Origin of the sequence: Nocardia sp. NPDC058658 (assembly GCF_042716665.1) — a bacterium.
In the GTDB taxonomy this organism is placed as follows: Bacteria; Actinomycetota; Actinomycetes; order Mycobacteriales; family Mycobacteriaceae; genus Nocardia.
Genome location: NZ_JBHXRR010000001.1, coordinates 118,315 through 139,833, shown reverse-complemented (window position 1 = coordinate 139,833; position 21,519 = coordinate 118,315). Strand labels below are relative to the sequence as shown.

The following is a 21,519-nucleotide window of genomic DNA, read 5'->3' as shown; positions in this document are numbered from 1 at the left end:
CCCAGGACCGGCGTCCTCGCGATCGTTCAGCGGCGGATCCGGCGCACGGCGATCGTCGCCGAGACAGCGGCGACGAGGGTGGTCGCCGCGCAGATCAGGTGCACGGCTGCCACCGCGTCGGCCGTCGATGCCGTGGTCGTCCCCGCGAGTTCGAAGAACACCGAACCGATGCTCGCGATCCCGACGACGATCCCCATCTGCACACCGGTCACCAGAATCCCGCTGGCATCGGCAGCGAGCGTGATCGGCACTGCGGCCAGCGCCCGTGTCATCAACGGACTGAATGCCAGCCCGTTGCCGAGCCCGTACAGACCGAACGCGATCGACGCCGCAGGCCCCACACCCGCACCGTCACCCAGCAACCACGCAAGCCACCCCAGCGACACCGCGCTCGCGACCAGTCCGAACGGAATCATCAGCGTGTGCCACCGCGCCGGAACGCGCTGCCAGTACAGCCCCGCCACCGCGAACGCGACGCCCATCGGCAAGAACTGCACGCCGGCCCGCAGCGCGCTGTAGCCGAGATCGCTCTGCAGGTGAATCGCGCTCACGAACAGCCACCCGCTGAAGGTCCCCATCACCAGCAACAGCGTCGCGGCCGTGGCGATCAGCCCGGGCGCCCCGACCACCTGCGGCGCGAACAGCGGATCGCGACCATGGCCGGCAACCGCGCGTTCGATCAGTACGAACACCACCAGTCCGAGCACACCCGCGCCAAGGCACAGCCACGACCATAGCGGAAAGCCGAGTTCACGCCCCAGCACCAGCGGCACGACCAGCAACAACACCGTCGCCGTGAGCGTCACCAGACCCGGCCCGTCGACCGTCCGATCCGTGCGCCCCGCGGTCACCGGCAGCACCCGTGGCGCCAGCACCAGCAGTGCGAGCCCGAGCGGCACGTTCACCAGGAACACCGCACGCCAACCACTGCCCGCCACATCCGCGTCGACGATCAACCCACCGAGAATCTGCCCGGTCACCACGCCACCGGAGACGATCGCCGCATAAATACTCAGCGCCCTTGCCCGTGCGGCCCCGGCGAAAGTGCGCTGGATCAACGTCATCACCTGCGGCACCATCGCCGCCGCACCCACCCCCTGACCGAAACGGAACAGGATGAGCGAGGCCTCGTTCCACGCCAGCCCACAGGCCAGCGAGGTCAGCGTGAACACGACGAGCCCCGCGATGAACACACGACGCTGAGTGAAGCGGTCACCCAGTCGCGCACCACCCACCAGCAGCGCCGCGTACGCGATCACATACCCGGCGACGATCAATTGCATTGCGGCGCCGTGGGCGTCGAGGTCGGAGCGAATGGACGGGATGGCGACATTGACGATGGAACCGTCGAGCACCGCCATGAACTGGGCGGTGAGGATGACGACGAGCAGGGCGATCGAACGCCTGCCCGCCGCAGGTTCGGGCACTGGTGCCGGTCTGAGCATCTGGATCATCCACTGATCGTCGGCCGGTCGACGTGGCGTGAATAGGAGCCCACCGATACGGGTACTCCGAATACCCGACTACGCGACCGAGCCGGGCTGGTGTCGGAATAGCTTGTCCAACAACGCAACCGATGATCTAGGCTGAAATTCGTCCACTCGGTTCGATGCCCGAAAGGCGCCCCCGATGTCTTCTGCCGCTTACCCCAGCGCTGTGCCGGTCGGGGTCGACATCACCCGTGCGAGCATCGCGCGTGTCTACGACGCCGCCCTCAACGGCAAGGACAACTTCGACGTGGACCGCGAGGTACTCGACCAGGTCCGCACCGTCGCCCCGCAGGTCAACGACCTCGCCTGGGCCAACCGCGACTTCCTGATCCGGGTCTGCCGCTTCCTCGCCAGGGCGGGCATCGACCAGTTCCTCGACCTCGGATCTGGCCTGCCGACCGCGGAGAACACCCACCAGGTCGTCCAGCGGGTCAACCCCCAGTCCAAGGTCGTCTACGTCGACAACGACCCGTCGGTCCTCGTCCACGCCGCCGCACTGCTGGCCAGCAACAGCCGCACCCGCATCGCCGAAGCCGACATCTTCCGCCCCCTCGAGGTCCTCGGCAACGAAACGGTCCGCCGCGAACTCGACTTCACCCGTCCCGTGGCCCTGTTCCACATCGGCACCCTGCACCACTATCTCGGCGAAGACGGCCCCGCCCTGATGCAGACCTACATCGACGCCCTGCCGTCCGGTTCGTTCGTCGCCATCGCCCACTTCCACGACCCCGAGACCGCCGAATACAGCGACCTCGCCCAGAAGATGGAAGAGAAGTTCATCCACAGCCCGATGGGCAGCGGCCGCTTCCGCACCCGCGACGAGATCCAGGCCATGTTCGGCACCCTCGACATGGTCGAACCCGGCCTCGTCCGCTGCGACGACTGGTGGCCCGACGGCCCCCACCTCACCCCGCTGTCCGACGTCCGCCACTGCATCGTCGGCGGCGTCGGCCGCAAGCGATAGCCGAACCCACAGTCCCCGCCGACTCCGGCATCACCGCAGGCCGCGCCTCGAGGCAGAATGTAGAGGTGAGTGCTAGACCGAAGCCGAGGTTCGCCGGTGCGGCCGTCGCTGTGGAGCGTTGGAAGTGAGAAGACAGTGAAGCCCGCCGATGACGGTTCCGGCGCGGCGGAAAAAGGCAAGTCGAACGTCGTTCGGCTACCGAAGCGACCGCGCCGCGGCCGAGACGACATCGACGAACTGCGCCGCCGCCCCTGGCTGGCCGACCCTGTTCAAGACCCGGCACCGACGCGCCCGGTAACCCGCGCGGAGCTGCAGGGCCAGACGGGCTCGTGGCCGGCCGACGCACCTCCACAGCCGGCCGCCGAGGCCGACCACGAGAACGTGATCGACCTGGTCGCCACCCGCTGGAACCGTGCCAGTACAGACGCTCCTGCCCGCACCGGTCGCCCAAAGGTGAAGCCGCGCCGAATCAGCTCACGGGAGCGAAACCCGGACGACACCACTCCGTCATTGCCGGACACTTCGAGCTGATCCGCTAGCCCGAAGCTAAGCTCGAGCTTTTCCTCGGCCATCACACTCGCATTGTTCGAGAGAGGGCATTCTGAGATGAAGGCGTTTCTTGTCGAGTCCTACGGTGAGGGTGGACTACGGGCGGCGGATGTTCCCGAGCCGACGGTAGGTGCGCGTGACGTTCTGGTCCAGGTTCGCGGCGCCAGTATCAACCCGCTGGACAAAATGGTTCGTAACGGCGAGTTCAAGCAGTTGCTGAAGTACAAGTTCCCGTTCATTCTGGGGCATGATGTCTCCGGTGTTGTGACCGAAGTCGGCGCGAACGTTCGTGGATTTCAGGTGGGCGATGAAGTCTATTCTCGGCCGAGGGATCTCAGGATCGGAACCTTCGCCGACTTCATCGCGATCGACGAGGACGATGTAGCGCTCAAACCGCGATCGCTGTCGTTCGACGAGGCCGCTGCGGTCCCGCTGGTCGCGCTGGCCGCTTGGCAACTTTTAGTCGATCTCGCACACGTCGAGCCGGGTCAAAAAGTCCTCGTCCACGCCGGTGCGGGCGGCCTCGGCTCGACCGTTATCCAGGTCGCCAAGTATCTGGGCGCGTATGTGGCCACCACTGTGAGTACCCGCGACGTCGAGAAGGCGCGCCTCTTGGGCGCGGATGAGGTGATCGACTACAAGAAAGAGAATTTCGCCGAGATCCTGACCGGATACGACGTCGTCCTCGACTCGCTCGGTGGCGCCAACCTGGAAAAGTCATTGACAGTTCTCCGGCCCGGCGGGCTCGCGATCAGCGTGGTCGGCCCGCCCGACTCCTCCTTCGCCCGCCAACTCGGCCAACCCCTGCTCGCCCCCGTGCTGGCGCTGCTGAGCCTCAAAATTCGCTGGAAGGCGAAGAAACTGAAAGTGCGGTACTCCTTCTTCTTCATGAAGGCCGATGGCGCACGCCTCGCGGAACTGGCCGCACTCTACGACAACGGAACCTTGCGCCCGGTTCTCGACCGCACCTTCCCGTTCGATCAGACTCTCAAGGCTATGGCCTACGTCGAGCAGGGTCACGCCAAGGGGAAAATCGTCGTCAAACACTGATCGGGGGCACACCGATGAGTTCGACACAGGCATCATGGGCCGACGGAACGCGGCTCTACGAGTTCGTCGATTCGCCCTCGCGCAGCGTTTCGCTGGCGAACGACCCCTGGTCGTGGTCGGTGCCCCCGGACACGAGATCCTGCACCACATCGGGTTGGCGCACTATCTGGATACTTTCGACCTTGATCCGGCGCTGATCGTGCACCTGGGCGCCAATGTCGCACTCGGAGTGCGGAAAACGCCGGAGGCCCCGCTCGAACTCGCACCGCCGGTGACCGATCCACACCACATTCCGCCAGTCGGGCGTTCCTTGTTTGTCAGAATGGAGCGAACCGATACGGCCCGGTCGAAAAGGTGCTCGCCACCGCCGGATTGGCACCGATCCTCAACCCGCCCAAGTGGTTCGGTGAAGGCGAACTGTGGGCCGACGCGAGCCCGGCACCGCTGATGTCCTTCGTCGGAATCACTCCGGCCTTCCACACCCCCCGCCGACACTCCCCACAACACCACCTCACCCGAAGCGCTGGCCACCGTGGCCCACGCCGTAGGCACGGACGTCGGGCACTACCTCGACCAGGGTTGATTTGGCCCCCGCCGGGTTGTCGATGATTCCGATTCTGCCGCAAGGAGATTCGGATGGAACGCCGACCGTGGGTCCGTACTTCGCCCTGTCGGCGTCGCGGCTAGCTCGGCTGGGGTTCGACCGCTAGTGTCGGCTGGACTGCGGGGAGCGCGTATTTCCGCAGTCGACGCCGGGGTCCGTACCCGACGGAAGAGTTGGTCCGCGGTGCATCGACACGATGCGCATCTCAGAATCGTCAGAAGGCTACGATGAGCACGATCCCCGTCCACCTGCCGCTTCCCACCGAAATTCGCCGGAGGTGGACGGCGTCAGCGCTGATCCAGCACGCGCTCGGTTTCGGCGACGACATGATTTCGATGCACCGGACACGGTCGGCGACAGTGTGGACATTCGACGACGGTGGTGGCAACTGGGCACAGCTGACCTGCCTGGGCGATGGCCGCGCCGCTATCTGTGGCAATGACCACGAGAGTTCCGAGCGGCAATTTGTGCTGCCATGGCCTGCGGCGGAAGTTCCGGTTCAAGTCACCGGGATACCCGAGTGGTGGATCGAGTCGCTGAGCGAGGTGTCGAGTCAGCACCGTCCGGTCGGGTTCGTTTACGGATTCGATGATTCCAGTTGGCGCCGTGCCTCCTACGAGCACGACGACGGCGCCCAGTATCTGCTCGAGTCGGTGATCTCCGACGCGGGGACGATTCGCGAGGCCGTCGAAGCTTTGGACCTCGCCTTCCAGGATGTCATCGACGATCTCGCCGAAGAGTCGATCGACGACGAGGACTGGGCGGAACCCGAATACACCCCGGACCTCGGAGCTCTGACCGCACTCGTCGCGGCCGGTGCCGCTGCCACCGTGGATATGGTTCGTGCCGCATGCAGCCCGGTTCCGTGCGCGGAGGACGCTGTCGCCGAAGCGTTGGAAGCCTTCGGGTAGCCTGAGGTACTCCGGTAGATGTCGGGTCCCTGTGCGGGACTTGCTCAGTCGCGAGTGCTGGACACACCGCGTCGATCCGGGTACCAGCACCACCTGGATACCAGGATCGACATCGGCGACGATTATGTGATGAGTGATCTGGTCGACCTACGCTCGGTGCGCACCGAGCGCCGAGCCCAACTCGGTGCGTTCCTGAAATCGCGTCGCGCCAAGGTTACCCCGGCCGACGTCGGGTTGCCATCCGGTTCACGTCGCCGCACGCCTGGGCTGCGGCGTGAGGAAGTCGCCCAATTGTCGGGAATCGGGACAACCTGGTACACGTGGCTCGAGCAGGGCCGTCGGATCAACGCCAGCACTCAGGTTCTGAACGCCGTCGCTCGTACGTTGCGTCTCGATCCGACGGAGAAGGCGCATCTGTACCGACTGGCTGATGTGCCGACGGTGCAATCGGCGCAACAGTCCGAGATGCCACCGGGCCTCGCCGCGATTCTGACGCAGTTGAATCCGCTGCCTGCGGTGCTACTCACCGCGAAATACGATGTGCTGGCCCATAATGACGCCTACGCGGCTCTGTGTCCGGGATTCGCCCTGACGACGAAAAATGTGTTGCGTCAGGTCTTTCTCACCCCCGATTGCTGTAACCCGTACGTGCACAATTCCCATGATCTGCGGCGGATGGTCGCTTATTTGCGTGGCGCCTACGTCAAGTATTTCGGGGATCCGGGCTGGCAGTCATTCGTTGATGAGATGTGTAGCAAGAGTGCGTTGTTCGCCGAGTTGTGGGCGAGCAACGATGTCGCAGTGCCGACAAACCTGGTAAAGGTGATCCAGAACCTGGCTGTCGGTTCGGTCGCGATGCACATGACGAGTATGTCGTTGCCGGTCATCGACGGGGCGTGGGTGCAGGTCTTCACCCCGGTCGACGATACCGAGTCAGCCAAGCTGACGGCATTGCTGGCGATGACTCCCGAGCAGCGTGGCGCGTCGTGGCAGGCGCATGTCGCTGACGCGCATCCAGGTGGTTGAAAGTACTGGCCAGGGACCGCAGTGGCGGGCTAGATCTGCTGCGGCTCGAGGACATCATGAACGTGGTCTACGTTGCGTTCAGGCAACGTCGGATTCGGGCCGGTGGTCGCGGCGACTGTCAGACTGGCTGGATGAAACCTGATGGACGGGCACGGGCACTGTCCTCGTTGCGTGGTTTGGCGGTAGGTGACGCGTTCGGGGCATGTTTCGACGACGCGATCAATCGTGGCGCGTTGCGGTCGCGAACCGTGTTGCCCGGGCCGTGGTTGTGGACCGACGATACGCAGATGGCGTGCTCGATTTTCGCTGTGCTCAACGCCCACGGTCGCATCGATCAGGAGGCGCTGGCCGGTTCCTTCGCTGAGCATTACGACCTCTATCGCCGATACGGGCCCGGGACGAGCCGGATCTTGCGGCTCATGCGCCAAAAGGGCTATCACTGGCGTGAACTCGCTCAACAGGCACGTGAGGGGCGGGGTTCCTGGGGCAATGGTGCCTCCATACGGGTGGCACCGCTGGGTGCGTGGTTCGCTGATGACCTGGACCGGGTCGTCGATGAGGCGGCAGCTTCGGCGGTGGTCACCCATACCCACCCCGATGCTGTAGCCGGTGCGGTCGCGGTGGCTGTTGCTGCTGCCTGTTCTCGACGCAACCGCAGCTACGTCGTAGTCAGTTTCTCGAAACTGTCGCCGCCTGGACGCCAACCGGCCCTGTCCGAGACAAGATCACCAATGCCGAGGATGTTCGCGATGCTGTCACTGCGGCTGCGGAGCTGGGAGTCGGACACGACACCTCCGCGCTCGATACTGTCCCGTTCTGCCTCTGGGTCGCGGCTCACCACGGCCATGATTTCGCCGACTCGTGCTGGACGGCCGCCTCGGCAGGCGGTGACAGTGACACCACGTGCGCAATCATCGGCGGAATTATCGGTGCCGGCCCCGTCCGCGAGATCGTGCCGCCCGAATGGTTCGCGAGCTGCGAGCTGCTACCTGAATGGGCAACCGCGGCTATACCGCTTGCCTGAAGACGCGCTGTAATGCCGCTGGGCGCGCGGTCGCGGTGACAGATGTCGTGATCAAGTGACGCCGAGCGCGATCGCGACAGTGGTCCGCCGACGATGAGAGTGGCAAGCAGCTCGACGGGTGCTACCAGGTACCAGGGCTTTTCACGTCCCACGACAGCCGGATCTGAGGTTTGGTCTGCAGTGTCACAGGCTCGTTCGTGAGATCCTGAAGCCACAGCCGCGGACCTTCGTAGTCGGCCGGGCCTCTGTCGATGCTGAGTCGATCCACTGGGCGAAGACGGCCCAAGTGTGTGTGCTCTTGCTCGCCCGTGTAGATGCTGACGTAGGCCTCGCCTGCGACGGGGTCCAGGGAGACCGAACGGTCTGCGCTCCTCGGGTCAGCTGGAACGAGTGCAATCCGACGGGCCACAGGAGATCATCGAACTGCCGTGTCGGCTCGTCCTCGAAGAGCCAGATGAGATCGGCGAGCTCGGGAATCCCCATGCGTTGACAGTAGCGGCGGGTCCAGGGTCTGGAGTTCAGTGGCGGCCGACGTTCATGTTTATCGGAGGCGCCCGAGGTTTCGCGGCGACAGATCTCCAGCCTCCGGAGGTGTCGGTGGCCGAACGTACTGAATTGCCGGTGGGCGCGCAACCACGAACGTCCGCATTTGCCGATGAGCGTGAGCATCGGTCCCGCCGCATACGATGCCGTCGTGAGTGATCAACTTTTGGCCGAAGCACATCGATTCCTCGACTGGGCCAGAGGAGAAGGTGCCAACCTCGACGGGACCGATCCGAGCGTCTTTTTCGTTCAGGGAGTCGTCGAATCGATGGCCGAGGACCCCGACGAAAAACCTTCCCTCCGCGCGGTCAAGGTGTTGGCTTACTCGGTGTACCTTGCCGAGCTACTGGCCAAGACATGCACCGGTGTCCGGTGCGTCATCGATGGCGAAAGTATGCGTCTCGATGACGTCCGCGCAGTCAGTGACACCGGAGTCACACAGTTCACGCTGAACTGGATCTACAACTGCCTCGAGGACCCGGATGCAGACAATCTCGGGTTCAAGCTCGCCGGTGCGCTTCGTGACTTCGGCGAGCAGGACCGCGCCCACTACTTGACCGAGCTACTCGACTACCACGGTTGAAATCTCGACTCTCGGGTCAGGACTTTCAAACGTCAGCTCATGCCGCGTACCCGACTCACTGCGAGAACTGGCTGATCCGGGTGTTCTGGAAGGTGGTGAACAGCCAGGTTCCTGTGTGGCGCACCGCGACTCGGGTTTGGACGGACCGGGAATCGGGTGGCGCGGGCACGCCCGGGGGCATGGGGCGATCACCCACGGTGATCAGCACCGCGACATTCGGTGCCGGGAAACGCAGCGTGGTGGTTTCGGGTTCGGCCATGCGGGTGCCCCTCATGAACCCGTCGAAGCCCTCCTGCATGACGGTGGCGAGTTCGGTCCGGCCCTGGATGCGTTCCCCGATCACCGAGACGAAATCGGCGTCGGGGGTGAACGTGGCGGCGAAGGCGGTGCCGTCACCTGCGGCCCAGGCGTCCATCTGCGCGCGCAGCAGAGCGAGGATGGCGGTTTCGTCGGTCACGACGTCACCGGTCCCCGGCGACGCAGGCCCACGAACTCGAGGACGGCGAAACTCGCGACAAACGTTGCGCCCGCGAGCAGGAAGACCCGGCCCCCATTCGTCAGCGGAATCACGTCGATGACGGCGAGCTCGACCATGAGCACCGCCGACAGCGCGTTGACCGCGACTACGACGGCAGCCAGACGAGCCGGTGGCCGCGAGTGGCGCGCGATGAGCAGCAGCACAGCGGCGCCGCCCAGCATTCCGACGCCGAAGGGGATCGACCAGGAGGTCGGCAATCCGAGCGGATCGCGCAATAACGGGGCCGTGGCCAGCAGAAAGGCGCCGAAGACGCCGGTGCTCCAGCCGTCTACCCGCAACGCGGTGCGCAGGCCGGGGCCCGATTCGAAGATGGTCGTCGTGGTCATGACGTCGACGTTGCCAGCGGCCGGTCATCGTCTCAATGACCTCGGAGGTCATGGCATCCGGTCGCACCGGACCGATAGCGTGGCTGGGTGACGCGTTCGATGCAGGAATCCCCCGTCGGCACACTGCTGAGAGATTGGCGGCAGCGGCGGCGGCTGAGTCAGCTGGAGCTGGCGCTGGCCGCCGACAGTTCGGCACGACACCTGTCCTGCGTGGAGACCGGGAAGGCCCAGCCGAGCCGGGCCATGGTGCTCAAACTCTGCGGTGTCATGGAAGTTCCGCTGCGCGAACGCAATACGGTGTTGCTCGCGGGTGGATTCGCTCCGGAGTATCGAGAGAGCAGCCTGGACGACGCCCATCTCGCCGCTGCCAGGACCGCGCTGGACACCATGCTGACCGCACACGAACCGTATCCGGCGGTCGCGGTGGACCGGTACTGGAATGTCGTAGCCACCAATCGCGCGATGGGCCTGTTCTCCAACGAGGTCGACGAGCAGCTGATGGAACGGCCCAACGTCTACCGCCTGGCCCTGCACCCCGGCCCGCCCGATGCCGCCACACACATGATCAACCACGGTCAGGTCCGGGAATTCCTCCTCGAACGGCTGCTCCACCAGGTGCGGGCGACAGGCGACCCGATTCTGCGCGCCCTGTACGACGAGGTCTCGCAGTACCCGGTCCCAGCGCACACCGAACCCGACCCCGGTGCGCCGACGCCGTTCGCGGTGCCGCTGCGCATCGCCACCCCGGTAGGCGAGCTACGCATGTTCAGCACCATGGTCACCTTCGGCGCACCCTCGGACGTCACGCTCGCGGAATTGGCCATCGAATTGTTCTATCCGATGGACGAATTCACCGCGGACACGCTGCGCACGCTCTTCACCGCAGGTGCCCGAACCTGCCCCTGACCGCTCGCACCGTGGTGGAGTTCGCCAGGTGCGGGCGGCTGGAATCATGAGCCCGCGCTGAACGCCTCGGCGCGCAAGGATCGAATACGTGCCTAACGCACGCTCACGCCGCGACCCGGTGGATCCCGAGGCCGCGGCACCAGTCGCCCAACGCACTCTTCTGCCGATGAGCGGGCATCGCCCCAGATCGTCCGAGGTACCAACTCGGGCGGGCGCTACCACCGCCGCACCATAGAGCGATAGCGGGCAAACGATGGTATGCATGGCAGGAGGTCGGTCCTTGCGTCAGGCTAGGGCCACAGGTATGGAGAGCTATGACCGCGATAGCCAGGTTCGGTGCGATTGCGCTTGACAGCCGGGACGCCCGACGCCTTGCCCAGTTCTATCGAGCGTTGCTGGATTTCGAAATCCGGTACGAGTCCGACGATTTGGTGGTGCTCCGCGGATCGGGGGTGATGCTGACGATCGAACGCGTGGAGGACCACATACCGCCGGAGTGGCCCGGCAATCGGGTACCGAAGCAGATGCACCTTGATCTGTTCGTTACCGATCTCGATGTTGCGGAGGGGGCGGCGATCGGCTGTGGCGCGGTCAAGGCGCAGTTCCAGCCCGCACCGGATCGCTGGCGCGTGCTTCTCGACCCGTCGGGACATCCGTTCTGTCTCACGGTGCCGCCGGGTGCCGCGTAGGTCCGCCGGGTCCAATCAGACGTACTCACGTGCCGCTTATCGAGCGGTTGCGTGCATGGTGTCAGTTGCTCGGACAATCGAGCCAGAGCCTATCGGCGCGACTGTAGGCGTGCAGCCGCATCAGTCGAAGTCCTGACCGTCCAGTGCTCAGGGGGTGCGCTGGGCGGGGTCTTCGATGGCCAGGTGCATGTACCAGAGGTCGTCGCTCCAGTCCGCCAGGTCAGGCAACGGATTCGAGCGACGAAGTCGTTGATGTCGTCGACATCGGCCGACCCCGCCATCAAGTGCAGGTGACGCCAAAGTCTCAGGCGCCCTTCAGATTCAGAAGATCGCCCGAAGGCGCCCTCGCCGCCCAAGATACTGAGTAACGTGGGGTAGGCATCGGAAAAATCGATCGTCGCCGCTTGTGCCGGTTCTTCCGGTTGTTCCGAACCGTTGATCGTGAGCTGGTGGGCAATGGCTTCCTCTTCTCCCACTGTGCGCCAATGGTTTCGGCATGCCACTACGTTGCCTCGGCGATCGCGAGGCCGTGATACTGGGCGGATGTGGTGGATTCGTGACTACTAAGCGGACGAGGACATCTGGCTCCTCCTCGAAATCGATGACGATGGTCGGCTGAACCGGCAGGTCGATCTGCGAGGTTCAGACGGCGAACCGGCCACCGCCGCAGCGTTGGACGAGGTGATGCGCGCACGGGATCACGGCGGAATCCGCGCGGTCAACGCATACGAGAGCAAGTATGGCGCCCTCTCGGAATCCAGCACCAATGATTGGCACGTCGAGGTCTCCTCCCTCGAAGTGATAACTGCTGAGCAGTTCCAAAGAGCTTGGGCGAAGGCTCGTTCCACGATCGAACTCCGATGGTCCAATGGGGCACCCGAGGCTTGAATGCGGAAAGGTAGTAGGCCTGCAGCCCGTGAGAACGGCCTCGCTGCCGTGCGACGCCGGCCCGTCGGGAGCTCGCTGCCATTCATCTGGCCGGATCTGATCGAGTTCGGTTACGGGGCGGGTGTTGGCTTCAAAGTTCGGTGCGGCTCTGGCTGGCCGATGGTGCCGCGAGAAAATTCGTTGGCCAGTGCGTAGTACTGGGGTATCGGGTCGTCATGAGACTTGTGGGGGAAGGCTGATCGGGCCGGCGCCCATAGTGTCGGGCGCATGAAGAACGCAACGATTTTCGGGCTGATCATCGCAGGGGCGGCGGCACTGACCGTGGCGTGTGGCACCGAAGCCGAATCGGTCGACGCGGCTGTGGTGCAGGTGGAATCCGGGGCGGTGCGTGGCAGCGTCGCCACCGAACACCGTGTGTTTCAAGGGATCCCGTACGCCGCTGCGCCGACCGGCGACTTCCGTTGGGCCTCGCCGCGGCCGGTGCCGGGGTGGTCGGGCATCCGCGACGCCGCTGTTCCAGGGCCCGCGTGCCCACAGGTTCCGCAGAACCCACTCAGCGTCGCGAGCGAGAACGAGGATTGCCTCTACTTGAACGTCACGGCGCCGACGGCCGCACAACGGTCACCGGTTCTTGTCTACATACACGGCGGCGACAACATCTTCGGAACCGGAAGCACCTACGACGCGACACGACTCGCCACCCAGGGCGATGCCGTTGTTGTCACTCTGAACTACCGGCTAGGGGTGCTCGGCTACCTGGCGCACTCGGACGGACTCTCCGGGGACTACGGGATGCAGGACCAGCGCGCGGCACTGCGGTGGGTGCGCGACAACATCGCTGCCTTCGGAGGCGATCCCGGCAATGTCACACTCTTCGGTCAGTCCGGCGGCGGCTACGCGACCTGCGCGCACCTGGCCTCCGACGAGTCCGCCGGGTTGTTTCACCGGGCGATCATGCAGAGCAGTCCCTGCCTCAACCTGCGGCCGGGCAGTCCCGAGCCGGCGGGAAGTGGACCCGAACAACCACGCGATCGGCAGGCAGCGCGGCGGCAGGGCTTCGCGATAGCCGACCGGATGGGCTGTCCGGCAACGGCCGGTGCGCTGAACTGCCTGCGGCACAAGGACGTTGCCGAGTTGCTCGAGGTGACCGCAGAGGAGCGGTTCGCCTCCGTTGTCGATGGCGCGGAGCACGCGTTTGTCGACGGAAAATTCGCGCGGGTGCCGGTCCTGTTGGGGATCAACAAGGATGAGGAGCGGTTCCGAGCGTTCGCGATCGAGCTGCAGAACGGTCACCCTCTCACCTTGCAGGAGTACCGCGAACAGCTCACCCAATTGTTCGGCGACCGAGCCGACCGAGTAGCGGCGCAATATCCGTGCGACGGAGACAACTGCTCTGCGGCCTTGGGCGATTCGATGACCGACTACGCCTGGGCTCGCCCGGCTGGCGACACCTTCGCAGCATTGGCCCACCACACCCCGACCTACGCGTACGAATTCGCCGACCGCGACGCGCCATGGTTCGCTTCGGCCACCGGTCAGCAGCTTCCCAGTCCGAGCTTCGACGTCGGCGCCTACCATATCGCCGAGCTGCCGTACCTGTTCGATGTTGCGTACTCGCAACCGCTGCCCGAAGTATCGCGGGATCTGTCCGATCAGATGATCGCCTACTGGTCCCGCTTCGCCCACACCGGCGATCCCAACGCTGTCGGTTCCCCGCCCTGGCCGAAGTTCGATGGTACGACCAAGTATGTGCAATCCCTGGCGCCGAATACGATCTCGCGCGTCGACTTCGACGCCGAACACCGCACCTGGTTCTGGCGTTCGTTCGAGTGATCAATACCCTCGGATACGCAAACGACAACGGGGAGCCTCACGGGGCCGACTTCAGTAGCAGAAATGCTCTGCCATTCAAAGGTCCCATTGCCGGGGAGTCGGGCGGGCGGTCTCGAACATCCGCATCTGCCGATGAGCGAGTGCTCAAACCGCGTCGGAGGTCCGAATGCTGACGATCGCACCCGCTGCGCGCAGTGCAATCGCCAGAACCTCCATCTCGACCCTGGTTCCTTCGAGCCCCCTGTCACAGAGTTCCTCGGCCATCGCGCGGGCTTCGGTGAGCGACAACGCACTGACCTTGCGAAGCGCCTGCATCACCACCACTGGCGTGGCGCTACCCGCAGCAAGCACGAGAGCGGACGGGCCGTTCGCGTCCAAGATTGCCGTGCGCATACCAGTAAGCGGCGTCAGATAGCCGCATTCGTTCCAACGGCACCCGCACTCGGGGCAGTCACCTTCGATGTCCCATCGATGCGTACCGGCCGTGAGCACCTCGACGATCGTGACTCCGATCAGCGACCCACATTCGATGCACTCGGTCGTGTAAGGCGCGGATTCGAGCACGGTGTTCATCTGTCGAATAGTAGATTTGATGTTGCGAGGCGTGCCGACAACGCACGCACATGCCGCCCACCGGGCGACGGGCCAGCCTCCGACACCTGCGCGCGGCCTTGATCGGCTGACCGGCTGGGTGGTGGGGCTGAGCGAGGTGTTCTGCTCGCGACAAAGGGGAGGTGATCCAGTATCCCGCTGTCGGCGACCTCCCGATGAGGGCACTGCTCGAGACCGACGGCGAGTGGATCGAGATCTTCACGCCGGTCGATGAGCACCGGCGGCGGGTGCACGCGGTCGGCTGAACGGGGAGAACAGGGTGTCGATTCGGGCGATTGATACCTGAAATACATAGTGCGACCAGAGGGTTCGCAAATCGAATTCCTCGGGTACTATCGCCGACGGGGGAGCACGAGATGTCCGATGGTCTGCACGGCATGGCGCAGGCGGCGGCAGCTACGGCTGCCCCTCCACAGCGATATACGACCATCTCCAGGGGATGAAACTTGATCGACATGACACCGAACCCCACCTCGCGTCGGCGCTTCGCGCGACGTTCCGGCATCACTTCGGTCGTCGCGGTGGCGGCGGTCTGCGCGGCTCTCGTAACCGGCTGCACCAAAGACGATTCGGCCACCACGGCGGGCCCGGCGCCCACCGGCGCGCTGCCTGATGGCGCCCAGATCGTGAAGGAGTCGGCCAAGACCACGCAGACGCTGCACAACGTGCACCTGAACATCGACGTCAAGAACCTGCCCGAGCTGCCGGTGGAGTCGGTGTCCGCCGACGTCACCAACGAGACCCAGGGCTCGGGTGCGGCGATGGGTGACGCGAAGGTCAAGCTCACCCCGGAGGCGTCCTTCACCGAGGCGAAATTCCTTGTGGTGGACAAGACTCTGTACACCCAGGCCGGTGGCCGTTACGTGCCCGCGGGTCCGGCCGAGAAGGTCTACGATCCGGGCGTCATCCTGGACAAGGACAAGGGCATCGCGAACGTGATCGCCAATATCCAGAACGCGAAGACCGAGGGCCGTGAGGTGATCGACGGCATCAACACCGTCAAGGTCTCCGGCACCATCGACGCCGCCGTGATCGACCCGATCGTGCCGCGCATCGGTCAGAACGCGGGCACCATGCCGATCACCGTGTGGATCCAGGACACCGCCCCGCCCGCATCGGATTCCACCAAGCCCTCGGATGCGCCGTCCACCGGCGACGGCCCGAATCTCGTTCGCGCCGTGGTGAAGAAGGACCAGGGCGAGGTCACCGTCGGCCTGTCGAACTGGGCCAAGCCGGTCAACATCGTCAAGCCCGCCGGCTGACATTCGCCGGTAGTACCGGATCAACCACACCGGTCCGGGGTCAGTGGAGCCTGGCACGCAGTGCCCTCCCACGGCCCCGGACCGGTGTGTCGTCTGGGTGTCGCTCGCGGTAAACGAATCATGAACGCACGAATGCGCATCCAATAAGAGAATGTTCAGCGAGATGCAAGGCGCCACAAGGACTATACGTGTCGGGACGCTGGTCGGCAGGCAACACGCATCGGACGCCGATCGGACACGGAGGAAGAACTAATGACGATCGATGATCGACCTGATGAAGCGGAGCGCGAGCTCCCGCCACCACCCGGCCCGGGGGGTCGGCCTCCCGTCAACAACGTATGGGTGTATAACGGCAGAGCCTACGACCTGAGTGAGTGGATTTCCAAGCATCCAGGCGGTGAATTCTTCATCGGCCGCACGAAAAATCGCGACATCACCTCGATCATCGGTTCCTACCACCGTGATCCGGAAAAAATCGCGCGGATGATCGAGCGTTACAGTCTCGATCGCGCTGCCACGCCCGAGGACATCCATCCGAAGAACAACGCCCCCGACTTCCTGTTCAAGGACGGCTTCAACAGCTGGGACGACACCCCGAAGTACAAGTTCGACAACAAGGACGACCTCCTCCACAAAGTCAAGGCCCGGCTCAAGGAACCCGAGCTGGCCGCGCGCCTGAAGCGGATGGACCGCGCGTTCAACATCGTCGTCGGCGTGCTGATCTTCGCCTACATCGCCGTGCAGGCGCTGCGTCTCTACGACACGAGCTGGATGCCGTTGCCCGCCTTCGTGATCGCGATGGTGCTGCTGCGCAGTTCGCTGGCAGGCTTCGGCCACTACGCGATCCATCGCGCGCAGAAGGGCTGGAACAAGTACGCGGTGAACGCATTCGACATGAACTATGTCGCACTGTCTTTCGTCACCGCCGACGGCCACGCGCTGCTGCACCACCCGCACACCCAGAGTGAAGTCGACATCAAGAAGAACGTCTTCACGATGATGATGCAGATCCCGCGCCTGTATCGGGTGCCGGTGCACACGGTGCACAAGTTCGGACATCTGTTGACGGGCATGATCATTCGGCTCCTCGACGTCTGCCGGCTCACCCGCAAGGTGGGCATCAAGGACATGTACGGCAGCTGGCGTGGCGCGCTGCCGCACTTCATCGGTTCGTTCGGGATGCGGTTCCTGCTGGTGGCCGAGTTCGTGGCCTTCGCGTTCGCGGGCGATCTGCTGGCCTGGGGCCTGCAATTCGTGATCACGCTGTGGATCAGCACCTTCATGGTGGTGGCCAGCCACGACTTCGAGGTCCCGATCGAGGAGCTGCACGTCGAGACCGAGGACTGGGCGGTGAACCAGCTCGAGCAGGCCTACGACCTGACCGTGGTCGGCAACAAGTACGTCGACTGCTTCCTGTCGGCCGGCCTGAGTTCACACCGTGCCCATCACGTACTTCCGTTCCAGCGCAGCGGTTTCGCCAATATCGCGTCGGAGAACGTGGTGCGTGAGGAAGCCGCGAAGTTCGGGGTGGAGTGGCTGCCCGCCAAGAGCTTCTTCGGAGATCGTTTCCCCAAGCTGTGCCGGACCTACCTGCTCGCGCCTTCTCGTGAGGCCGAGGAGAACCGGTGGGGAATCGTGCGCGAACACCTCGCGCCGACAGCGTTGAAGACCTGTGTCGTCTACACCGCGCAGGGCTTCTCCGGCATCGGAACCGTCTGACCCGGCCCGCTGCCACATCTCATCTGTCTCGAAAGGAACTGTGCCCGTGTCTATCTCCTTTGACCTGCTCCGCACGCCCGAGCACGAGCGCGGGCACGACCTGCTACCTCCCACGCCCCCGACGACTGTGGGCGTGATCGAAGCGGTCGCCACCGGCTCGCCGTCGCTGGTCGTCGATCAGGCCGTCAACGCGGGCCGGGTTGCCGAACTGTTCTCCGATCCCGTTCAGCGCCAGCGTATTCCGCGGATCTACGCGAAGACCCGGATCGACACCCGCCACCTGGCGATCGACCCGCTCGATCCGGAGTTCCTCGAATTCAGCCGCAAGCCCGGCACCATTCGGGAGCGGATGAACCTGTTCTTCGAGCACGCGGTGCCGCTCGCCGTGGACGTCGCTCGGCGCGCGGTCGCGGGCCTGGAGAACCCGGCCGAGGACATCGGCCAGCTGATCTTCGTGACCAGCACCGGCTTCATCGCCCCCGGCGTCGACGTCGCGGTCGTCAAGCAGCTGGGGCTGTCGCCGAAGGTCGGTCGGATGGTCATCAACTTCATGGGTTGCGCCGCGGCCATGAACGGCATCCGCGCCGCCGTCGACTACGTCCGGGCACACCCGGACAAGAAGGCGATGGTGCTGTGCATCGAATTGTCCTCGGTGAACGCGGTTTTCGACGACGACGTCAACGACGTGATCACCCACAGCCTGTTCGGTGACGGGTGCGGTGCGGTGGTGATCGGCGCCAACCAGGTGCAGCAGCCGCTCGCGCCAGGCAGCGTCGTGATCCGCGACAGCTTCAGCCACCTGTTCGACGACGCCGAGGACGGCATCGTGCTCGGCGTGAAGGACGCGGGCATCACCTGCGAACTGGCGACCAGCCTGCCCGACTACATCTACCGCGGCGTCGACCCGGTGGTCTCGGAAGTGTTGGCGCGCAACGGACTCGACAAGTCCGATATCGAGTTGTGGGCGATCCACCCCGGTGGTCCCCGCATCATCGAGGAGTCGGCGCACTCGCTCGGCATCCCCGCTGAGCTCGCGGCGCCGAGCTGGGCGGTGCTCGCCGAGCACGGCAACATGCTCAGTGTCTCGCTGATCTTCGTGCTGGAGCGGATGATCCGCGACGCACAGACCACGGCACCGATCTCTACCGGTGTGGCGTTCTCGTTCGCACCCGGTGTCACCCTCGAGGGCATCGTCTTCGATGTCATCCGCAGCTGAGAGCCGTCCATCATGCATTTGCTCCGTTTTCTCGCCGCGCTGTCGCCGGCCAGGATCGCGGCCGTCGTCGTCGCGGGTCTGATCTGCGGCGCCGCCAACACCTACCTGGTCACACTGATCAACGCGGTCGTCTCACCCCGCCCGCAACCCGACAACCTGCTGCTCCGTTTCGGGGCGACGGGTCTGGTGATCCTCGTCAGCGGTGTGCTGTCGCAGGTGCTGCTGATCCGCCTGTCGCAGGAGGCGATCTACCGGCTGCGCAGTGACCTGAGCTCCGGAATCGTCTCCGCCCCACTGGAACACCTCGAACGGCTCGGTATGCACCGTCTGATGGCGACGCTCACCGAGGACGTGCGTTCGCTGTCGCAGGCCGTCACCGCTATCCCGTCGATCTGCGTGGATGTGGCGACCATCGTCGGCTGCTTCGTGTTCCTCGCCGTGGTGTCGGGACCGATCTTCGCGATCACCGTCGCGGGCACATTGGTCGGAATCGCCTGTGTCGAAATGGTTCTCAAGCGAGTGCGCGGTATCTACCGTGAAGCCCGCGAGAACGAGGATGCGCTGCTGCGATCGTTCCAGGCCGTCACCCTCGGCATCAAGGAACTGAAGCTGCACCGTGGCCGTCGCCGCGACTTCATGGACCGCCACCTGCTCGGATCGGCGGGCACACTGCGCGATCAGAACACCGACGCGGGCTCGAAGTTCTCCTACGCTCAAGGCTTCGGCCAGGCGCTGCAGTTGGGCACGATGGCGCTGATCCTGTTCGGCATCGCGGCCGCACTGAATCTGCCGCGCGAGACGATGGTCGGGTACGTGCTGGTCACGACGTTCCTGGCGATGCCGATGCAGAACTTCATGCACCGCATCCCCGATCTGCTGCGAGGTGATGTGGCGCTGGACAAGATCCGCGCGATGAACCTGTCGATGACGACGCTGCACGACGAGGAGTCGCTGCCGTATGTGGAGCGTCCGGCGGTGGGGGAGGCCAAGCTGGAGCTGAGCAACGTCAGTTACGTCTATCGGTCGGAGGCGCCTTCCGCGGTGCCGCCGCCGCCCGGGTCGCATCCTGGTGGGCCGGGTGGTCCTGGTGGGCCGCCGCCGCGTCCCGGTATGCCGCCGCACAACGGCAGGCACCCGCACCCCGCGCATCCCGGTGCGCATCAGGGCGGCGCGGTGGATGTGAACGGCAAGAAGTGGGTCGACCACGGTGGCGCCGATGTGCGCCCACTGGCACCGCCGCCCGGGCTCGACGATTCCGAGGACGCCGGCTTCCGGCTGGGGCCGATCGACCTGGTTTTCGAACCGGGGCAGATCACGTTCATCGTCGGCGGTAACGGCAGCGGGAAGTCGACGCTCGCCAAGCTGATCACCGGTCTGTATGTGCCACGCTCGGGTTCGTTGTCGCTCAACGGGGAGAGGATCGACCACGACAACATCGAGTGGTACCGGCAGAATTCCTCGGCGGTGTTCACCGACTTCCACCTGTTCGAGGACTACCTGGGCTTCGACCGTCCCGGCATCGACGCCGAAGTCCAGCGGTATCTCGACGAGCTGCAGATCTCGCACAAGGTGACGGTCAAGGACGGACGCTTGTCGACCGTCGACCTGTCGCAGGGTCAGCGCAAACGCCTGGCTCTGCTCACGGCCCTGCTCGAAGACCGCCAGATCTACGTCTTCGACGAATGGGCAGCCGACCAGGAACCGCGCTTCCGTGAGGTGTTCTACCGCGAGATCCTCACCGATCTGAAGCGGCGCGGAAAGACGGTCATCGTGATCACCCATGACGATCGATACTTCGACTGCGCCGACCAGTTGGTGAAGCTGGACTTCGGTCTGGTCGCTGTCTGACGCGTAACGCCGGTTCCTTTCGGGGGACCGGCGTTTCAGGCGATGTGACGATACTCGGTGACGTTCCGCATCGGGGGACGGTCGGCGAGGCTGACTTCGGAAGATGTTCGCCGCCAACCTGATTCGTCGGGCAGGAACTGGACCAGGCCGACCCCGGAGTCGCGGATGCCGAGTCGGTCCAGGAGCGTCGCCACGACCTGGCGGCTCATCACCGCGAGCTCGTGCGTCGGCCGACTGCGGTGCAGCCTGATTCCGAGGTCCACCTGGGCAATGGCGGCGAGGCCGCGCCGCTGCCAGCAATCCATCAGAATCCCGATCTCCGCGCCGTAGCCACTGGCGATGGAGATCTGCCCGAGAAACCCACGGGTGGCGGCACATTCACCGCCGAGCGGCTGAATGATCTCCGACAGGGCGGGCGCCAGCGCGGTGAGCAGCGGCCGCGCCACCAGCTGCGTCACTCGGCCACCACCGTCGGCGTCCTCGATCATCGGCCTGCGGTAATAGCCCTTCACCAGCGCAATGCCCGAATCGGTGAGCAGCGGTGCGAGCAGCGTGGGCACGAACTGCGGATCGGGTTCGACGAGATCGGCATCGAGGAAAACGATCAGATCACCGGTACACACCGCCATCGACCGCCACAGCACCTCACCCTTTCCCGGCCGCACGGCGACCTCGGGCAGCGCCTCCTCGCGCGTATAGACCGCCGCCCCGGCGGCCCGCGCTCGCGCAATGGTGCGGTCGGTGGACCCGGCGTCGAGCACGATCAGCTCGTCGACCAGCCCGCCGAGCAACGGTCGAACAGAGGCGACCACTCCGGCGACGGTGTCCTCGTCATCGAGCGCAGGCACCACCACCGAGACCCGTCGACCCCATTTCCGGTCGGTCAGTTCACGGACGTCCATCCGGCCAGTCAACGACACCGTCCCCATACCCGCCAC

Annotated in this window: 20 protein-coding genes and 1 pseudogene; 15 read left to right on the top strand and 6 right to left on the bottom strand. The window is 64.8% G+C overall.

Going from position 1 to position 21,519, the window contains the following annotated elements; translation table 11 throughout:
* Window positions 1-26: 26 nt before the first annotated feature.
* Complete coding sequence (locus tag ACFWUP_RS00740; protein WP_379229547.1) at window positions 27-1,454, bottom strand: MFS transporter; 1,428 nt, start codon at window positions 1,452-1,454, stop codon at window positions 27-29.
* 175 nt (window positions 1,455-1,629) lie between these two features.
* On the opposite strand from ACFWUP_RS00740, the gene ACFWUP_RS00735 reads away from it, so the two are divergent.
* From ACFWUP_RS00735 to ACFWUP_RS00725, 3 genes are all read left to right on the top strand, one after another.
* Complete coding sequence (locus ACFWUP_RS00735) at window positions 1,630-2,454, top strand: SAM-dependent methyltransferase (protein ID WP_379229546.1); 825 nt, start codon at window positions 1,630-1,632, stop codon at window positions 2,452-2,454.
* A gap of 135 nt (window positions 2,455-2,589) precedes the next feature.
* The gene (locus ACFWUP_RS00730) at window positions 2,590-2,985 is read left to right on the top strand and encodes a hypothetical protein (protein ID WP_379229545.1); all 396 of its coding nucleotides are present in this window, start codon (window positions 2,590-2,592) and stop codon (window positions 2,983-2,985) included.
* Between the two features lie 75 nt (window positions 2,986-3,060).
* On the top strand, window positions 3,061-4,053 hold the full coding sequence (locus tag ACFWUP_RS00725; protein ID WP_379229544.1) for an NADP-dependent oxidoreductase: 993 nt from the start codon (window positions 3,061-3,063) through the stop codon (window positions 4,051-4,053).
* Window positions 4,054-4,108: 55 nt separating this feature from the next.
* Here the strand turns inward: ACFWUP_RS00725 and ACFWUP_RS00720 are convergent, their stop codons facing one another.
* Window positions 4,109-4,258 (bottom strand): hypothetical protein, encoded by a 150-nt coding sequence (locus ACFWUP_RS00720; RefSeq protein WP_379229543.1) that lies wholly within the window; start codon window positions 4,256-4,258, stop codon window positions 4,109-4,111.
* A gap of 626 nt (window positions 4,259-4,884) precedes the next feature.
* Between ACFWUP_RS00720 and ACFWUP_RS00715 the strand changes: the two genes are divergently transcribed.
* The 4 genes and pseudogenes from ACFWUP_RS00715 (at window position 4,885) to ACFWUP_RS00700 (ending at window position 8,744) form a co-directional block, all read left to right on the top strand.
* A complete protein-coding gene (locus ACFWUP_RS00715) occupies window positions 4,885-5,568 on the top strand; it encodes a hypothetical protein (RefSeq protein ID WP_379229542.1) in 684 nt (227 codons plus the stop codon).
* A 129-nt stretch (window positions 5,569-5,697) separates the two neighbouring features.
* Window positions 5,698-6,594: a helix-turn-helix transcriptional regulator gene (locus ACFWUP_RS00710; protein ID WP_379229541.1), complete on the top strand. Its 897-nt coding sequence runs from the start codon at window positions 5,698-5,700 to the stop codon at window positions 6,592-6,594.
* A gap of 56 nt (window positions 6,595-6,650) precedes the next feature.
* Window positions 6,651-7,618 (top strand): annotated as a pseudogene (locus ACFWUP_RS00705) (ADP-ribosylglycohydrolase family protein).
* A gap of 655 nt (window positions 7,619-8,273) precedes the next feature.
* On the top strand, window positions 8,274-8,744 hold the full coding sequence (locus ACFWUP_RS00700; RefSeq protein WP_379229540.1) for a hypothetical protein: 471 nt from the start codon (window positions 8,274-8,276) through the stop codon (window positions 8,742-8,744).
* 55 nt (window positions 8,745-8,799) lie between these two features.
* On the opposite strand, the gene ACFWUP_RS00695 is transcribed toward ACFWUP_RS00700, so the two are convergent.
* Together ACFWUP_RS00695 and ACFWUP_RS00690 are read right to left on the bottom strand one after the other, a co-directional pair.
* The gene (locus ACFWUP_RS00695; protein WP_379229539.1) at window positions 8,800-9,201 is read right to left on the bottom strand and encodes an SgcJ/EcaC family oxidoreductase; all 402 of its coding nucleotides are present in this window, start codon (window positions 9,199-9,201) and stop codon (window positions 8,800-8,802) included.
* Entirely contained in the window at window positions 9,198-9,608 is a 411-nt protein-coding gene (locus ACFWUP_RS00690) for a hypothetical protein (RefSeq protein WP_379229538.1), read from the bottom strand. Before ACFWUP_RS00690 ends, ACFWUP_RS00695 begins: the two co-directional genes overlap by 4 nt.
* A gap of 87 nt (window positions 9,609-9,695) precedes the next feature.
* On the opposite strand from ACFWUP_RS00690, the gene ACFWUP_RS00685 reads away from it, so the two are divergent.
* The 3 genes from ACFWUP_RS00685 (at window position 9,696) to ACFWUP_RS00675 (ending at window position 13,924) form a co-directional block, all read left to right on the top strand.
* A complete protein-coding gene (locus ACFWUP_RS00685; protein ID WP_379229537.1) occupies window positions 9,696-10,514 on the top strand; it encodes a helix-turn-helix domain-containing protein in 819 nt (272 codons plus the stop codon).
* A 314-nt stretch (window positions 10,515-10,828) separates the two neighbouring features.
* Window positions 10,829-11,203 (top strand): VOC family protein, encoded by a 375-nt coding sequence (locus ACFWUP_RS00680; RefSeq protein WP_379229536.1) that lies wholly within the window; start codon window positions 10,829-10,831, stop codon window positions 11,201-11,203.
* A gap of 1,155 nt (window positions 11,204-12,358) precedes the next feature.
* Entirely contained in the window at window positions 12,359-13,924 is a 1,566-nt protein-coding gene (locus tag ACFWUP_RS00675; RefSeq protein ID WP_379229535.1) for a carboxylesterase/lipase family protein, read from the top strand.
* A 144-nt stretch (window positions 13,925-14,068) separates the two neighbouring features.
* Here the strand turns inward: ACFWUP_RS00675 and ACFWUP_RS00670 are convergent, their stop codons facing one another.
* A complete protein-coding gene (locus ACFWUP_RS00670) occupies window positions 14,069-14,497 on the bottom strand; it encodes a hypothetical protein (RefSeq protein WP_379229534.1) in 429 nt (142 codons plus the stop codon).
* A 161-nt stretch (window positions 14,498-14,658) separates the two neighbouring features.
* Between ACFWUP_RS00670 and ACFWUP_RS00665 the strand changes: the two genes are divergently transcribed.
* The 5 genes from ACFWUP_RS00665 (at window position 14,659) to ACFWUP_RS00645 (ending at window position 20,581) form a co-directional block, all read left to right on the top strand.
* Window positions 14,659-14,781, top strand: a complete 123-nt coding sequence (locus tag ACFWUP_RS00665; RefSeq protein ID WP_379229533.1) for a hypothetical protein — start codon at window positions 14,659-14,661, stop codon at window positions 14,779-14,781.
* A gap of 210 nt (window positions 14,782-14,991) precedes the next feature.
* Window positions 14,992-15,798 carry an LppX_LprAFG lipoprotein gene (locus ACFWUP_RS00660; RefSeq protein ID WP_379229532.1) on the top strand — a complete coding sequence of 269 codons (807 nt, stop codon included), beginning with the start codon at window positions 14,992-14,994 and terminating at the stop codon, window positions 15,796-15,798.
* A gap of 252 nt (window positions 15,799-16,050) precedes the next feature.
* Entirely contained in the window at window positions 16,051-17,517 is a 1,467-nt protein-coding gene (locus ACFWUP_RS00655; RefSeq protein WP_379229531.1) for a fatty acid desaturase, read from the top strand.
* A 46-nt stretch (window positions 17,518-17,563) separates the two neighbouring features.
* On the top strand, window positions 17,564-18,733 hold the full coding sequence (locus ACFWUP_RS00650) for a type III polyketide synthase (protein WP_379229530.1): 1,170 nt from the start codon (window positions 17,564-17,566) through the stop codon (window positions 18,731-18,733).
* Between the two features lie 12 nt (window positions 18,734-18,745).
* Window positions 18,746-20,581, top strand: a complete 1,836-nt coding sequence (locus ACFWUP_RS00645) for an ATP-binding cassette domain-containing protein (protein WP_379229529.1) — start codon at window positions 18,746-18,748, stop codon at window positions 20,579-20,581.
* 35 nt (window positions 20,582-20,616) lie between these two features.
* Here ACFWUP_RS00645 and ACFWUP_RS00640 read toward each other — a convergent pair whose 3' ends face one another.
* A complete protein-coding gene (locus ACFWUP_RS00640; protein ID WP_379229528.1) occupies window positions 20,617-21,483 on the bottom strand; it encodes a glucosyl-3-phosphoglycerate synthase in 867 nt (288 codons plus the stop codon).
* Between the last annotated feature and the right edge of the window lie 36 nt (window positions 21,484-21,519).